2 protein-coding genes and 1 pseudogene are annotated in these 4582 nt (G+C 67.3%); all 3 read right to left on the reverse strand.

The window, feature by feature from the left end; genetic code table 11:
• Positions 1–1192: pseudogene (locus AC16DP_RS01205) on the reverse strand (hypothetical protein); the annotation flags it as partial.
• A gap of 930 nt (positions 1193–2122) precedes the next feature.
• On the reverse strand, positions 2123–2908 hold the full coding sequence (locus tag AC16DP_RS01210; protein WP_329732711.1) for a hypothetical protein: 786 nt from the start codon (positions 2906–2908) through the stop codon (positions 2123–2125).
• Positions 2905–4582: hypothetical protein (locus tag AC16DP_RS01215; RefSeq protein WP_483956600.1), on the reverse strand; the 1678-nt coding region annotated here is incomplete at its 5' end. The genes AC16DP_RS01210 and AC16DP_RS01215, both read right to left, overlap by 4 nt.

Here is a 4582-nt window from a genome sequence, read left to right on the forward strand (position 1 = left end):
CGAGCTTCTCGCCCCACGTCACCGCCTTCACCGCACCCGCTCCCGAGGTACCCACCGTCAGCAGCGCGTTCGCCAGCAGCCGCGACACCTCTCGCACCTGCTCGCCCCGTGGCCTCTGGCGGAAGGCTTCCCAGTACTCGGGGGCATTCTGGAAGAGCACGCGCACCGCTCCGGGTAGCTGCGTCAGCCCCTCCAGGCTCGCACCGGGGTGGAAGACGAGCCGGCTCACGCCCTCCAGCGTGTCCCCCAACGCCAGCCCCGCTCCCTCCAGCGCCGGCAGCACTACGCCGTCATCCGGCACGTAGGGGCCCAGGGGCCTGGCGCCCCGGGGCACCTCCAGCCCCGTGTCCACCGGCCACAACTGCCCGTCTTCCACCGCGTAGAAGGGGCCCACCTCGTAGTGGCCCGCGCGCAGCGTGCCGTCCTCGGCCAGCCGCACCTCGCCGGCCCGCTGCACCGCCTCGCCCGTCACCGCCCGCACCAGGTAGCCGTCCGGCCTCACCACCCGCAGCCGGTGGAAGCGGTCCATGCGCGCGTGCAACTCCTCGCGCGTCACCGGCCCCTGTCCCGTGGCCACCTCCAGCAGCAGGTGCGCCGCCATGCGCTGGCGGGGGAATTCCCAAAGCTTCGCCTCCGCCTCCAGCAGGTGCGCCAACAGTTGCACCGCCCGCTGGGGCGACAGGGTGCTGCCGTCTTCCGGCAATACCTCGGGGGACACGCCCACCTGCACCAGCAGGCCCTGGAAATGGTCCACGCTGAAGGGCACCGGCCAGGGGCGTCCTTCCCCCACGCCATCCCTCCATCCCACGAGGCCCTCGCCTCCGTCCTCCAGCGGCTCGCCCTCCTCCTGCGCCCGGTGGCGCCCCCGCGAGCCGGACTCGTCCCCGGGTATGTCCGCCGTCATGGCCGGGGCTCCCGGCCCCTCCTCGACGTCGTCCTCCGGGTCGTCGTCCTCGTCGAGCGCAGGGGCGTCCCCGGACGGCACGGCCGTCCCCACGGAGTCCGCGGGCCCGGGCGGACGCGCCCGGGTGGAGAAGGCCGACGTCAGGCGGTGAGCGCGAGGGCCGAGGAGCAGTCCGGGCAGGGGCGCGTGCGTGGCGCACCCGCCCAGCACCAGCAGCGCCAGTGTCAGCACCCCACAGGGGGCGGGCCTCCGCCCGGCAGGGAACGAGGGGGGTGAAGGCGGGTGCATGCAAGGACTCCCGGCAAGAAACTCTCCCCAGGTGTACGCGCCCAGGCTGACCTTCCCGGCGGAGCCCCTGCCCGCGACAGTCAGCTGCGTGCGCATCCGCGGTCTTGACGCGAGGAGACGGGCACGTTGCTCGGTACTGGTAGACGTCTACCACCAGGGCACTGGTAGACGTCTACCACTTCAGACACACTCAAACACACACCAACGCACAAAAGAGCACATTGTTGGTAGGCGTCTACCAGTCAAGCCCACCGTGCTGCCCACCGGGGGCAACAGGGCCTCCTGCATCTGCGGCTTCCACAGCCGCTTGCTCAGCCACCAGCGCCGGGCCTGTGCCCCGCCCGCCCGCTGTGCACCCGGGACTTCCTCCATGCGCTTCACCTCCGGGGTAGACCACCGTAACATGACTGCTGGCGGCACGTGGGCGGCTCGGACACACCGGTAGACTCCTCCCCTGCTTCCAACCGTGCACCCCACCTGAGGTGGACGGCTGGCGGGGGAGGTAGCCTGCTTCCATGTGACGTCCAGCGTCGTCTCCGCTCGTATGACTCCGGGGATGACCCCTTGGACTGCATCCGTCATCCCTACGTCGATGATCGGCTTGGCCCGGAATCAGTGATCGGCTTGCTCCGGAATCGGTGTTCGGCTTGCTCCGGAACAGGCGTTCCACTTCGTCCGGAACGAGTGTTCCACATCGCCGGAATACGCATCCGAGCAACGTACGCACCGGTTCATGGTGCACCTCCGGACAAGTCCTCGGGCAGATTCAGCGCTGCGCGCAATTCCTTCGCTTCCTTCAGTATGTTGGCTCGTCTACGGGAAGGAACTGCTGCCCCGTACACCGTCCTGGACGACGCGGACTCATCGGGCCCGTGAAACTGGGCGAGGCCACTCAGCCCGGCCGGGTGTCGGGAGGCTGGGCGGCACCCGTCATTCATTCCGGAACCACTCGGCTGGGATGCCTAGCGCCGCCACTATCCGCGCGGGAGAGTTCTCTCCCTTGATTTTGCTGACCTCCGGCACGAACGGATCCGGACGGAGCGGTCGCGTGAACCGCTCAAGGCCCTCTCCTGCTTGCATTACCGTGACCGAGAATGTGTCCAGGCTCGGCGATGCAGTTACACCATACACAGTCGCCTGGGGAAATTGTTCTGACAGGGTGATGTGTGCGAAATTCATGCCCCCTTTGCCGCCAGCGAGGAGAAGCCCTTGCGGCGTGTCCTTGAAATGGTAGCGCCCCAGGGGGAATGGTTCGCCATGGTCTTCTTCTAGCGCGTGACGTGCCTCCTCTGCTTTGACTCCTTCGAGTAATGCGACCGTCCGCAGTGGCGTCCTCGTGGTTCGATCTGATGTTCTCTCACTGCCTGGCAGCGGACAGCCGAGAGACGCGGCCAGAGCCTCTGGGTCGATCTCCAGGACCTCAAGCGCACCGTTTCGCCACGAGATGACGGTCCACGGATCGTTGGCGCGATCAATCGAGTACACGGGTTCATCACATCCCAGCGAAAGTTCCTCGGCGAGTTGCATCTCGGCGCCCATGTCGCTGGGGTCCGTCCCCACGATGGCATGGTAACGGCGTCTTCCCGTGATGACCTCGAAGGGCTGCTCTTTCCCAAGCGCTTGATCCATTTCCGTCATTACGATGGAGCGGGCACGGCTCTCCAGTTGGGTCGGCTCGCCCGGAGTCAGGACTCCCCAAACAGGCCATCCACTCATGGCGTACCTCCAGACAAGTCTTCTGGTAGTTTGAGCGCCGCACGCAAATGCTTTGTCAGCTCCAAGATCTTCGCTTCCTCTATGTGGATGAGCAGCACGTTTGGCGAGTTCTCATCCAGGAAGGTGGTTAGCTTGTTCCTGGTTGGCCTGCTTAGTTTATCGGTAACGACGAGGAACGGTGGCCCTCTAGGAGCCGTTGCCGCATCGGTGAGTTGGTCGAGTAGGCGTTCGAGTTGCTTTGCGAGCACCGCTTGGTTTTCGTTGAGCCTGGCGCCGCCCTGTCTGGCCTGCCAAGCGTCGAGCGCCTGGCGCCACCGGCTGTCGTTCCAACCTTTAACTTCCACCCCATGTTGAAGCTTCGACCCTGTCATCGCCGTAACGACGTCGTCAATGACGTGGCCCCCTGCCATTCTTACCTGCCGCCCCGTCAGCCGAAAGCCAGGGAAGAGCCTCTGCGCATTGCGCTCTGTCAGCATTTCCACCGCGATACCACGGAGTTGCTCGCGCGCCCGAAGTTGCACCGTGAGATTACTCGGTTCCGCTGTCGCCTGCTGGAACAGCCTCCAAGCTGTCTTCTCGTTCCGGGCCATGGCGTTGAGATCCTCCATCGTCAGCCCTGTGGAGCGTAGCCAGCCCAGGTCCACACGGCCCCTGAATGTCTTTCTCGCCAACTGGACCACGGCCTCGGCGTCCAGTTCCGGGTGACTGACGAGCCACTCCGCTTCCTTCATGAATGCGAGCGGATCCTTCAGGCTCGGCGCTCCAGAGCGGTGCAGCAACCCAGGTAATGTCGTTTTCGCCGCACCACGGGCAGAGGCGCGCAGCGATTCCACGGCGGCGAGGTAGGCCTGGGCCTTGTCGGCAGGCAGAGCCGCCGCGCGCCGCGCCACCGCACCGTAGGCGAGCGCCATCTCCCGGCTCTCCGCCGCCAGCCGCTTCAACGCTTCCAGTGTCTTCTCGGCCTCCTCGGCCGCGAGCCCCGCGCCGCGAATGCCGCCCAGGGCCCGTGCGGCGGCCATCTCTCCGCGGATGGCGAAGAAGGCCTGCTTGAAGGCCTCGGCGCCGCCAGGAAGAGAAAGCCGCAGTCCGTCCGGTGTCGCAACGGCCTTGCCCTCGGCGAGCATCCGCTCCAGCGTCTTCACCAGGGCCTGGACGGACTCCATCGACTCACGCAGTCCGGACGAGGCCCGGGCCCCCGCCGCGCTCAACGCCAGCCTGCCCCGGTGTACCAGCTCGCGTCCGATGCCCGAGGTGGCCAGCGTGTGGATGTCCCGGCCGGCCAGCGCCACCAGGGCCAGGTCATGCACCGCGAGGAAGGCCCGTCCCTCGGGCGTCCGTGACAGCTCGTCCCGGTACGTGTCCACTCCAGCCAGTACCGCCACCAGCGAGATGCGGCCCACGAACAGGCGCACCGCCGCCGTGCGCGCCCCCGCCAGCGTGCCGCCCTGCGCGGCGGAGGCTGGCAGGCCTGGCGACAGCGGCGCCGTCGTCAGGGCGGACACGGCGCCGTACACCAAGTGCAACTCGCTGACGCGGCTCACCGCCGACCAGATGAGCGAGGTGTCCGGCGTGGAGGCGAGCAGGGCCAGCTCCATGGCCGTCATCAGGTGCGTGCGAGGCCGCGGCCCATGGACTTCCACCCGGACCCACTCCAGCGGGTGCAGGGCGCGGCTG

The sequence above is a fragment of the Archangium sp. genome, from assembly GCF_057119385.1.

Coding starts and splice junctions, on each gene's coding strand:
- AC16DP_RS01210 (WP_329732711.1), bottom strand. CDS start 2,908: ATGAGTGGATGGCCTGTTTGGGGAGTCCTGACTCCGGGCGAGCCGACC.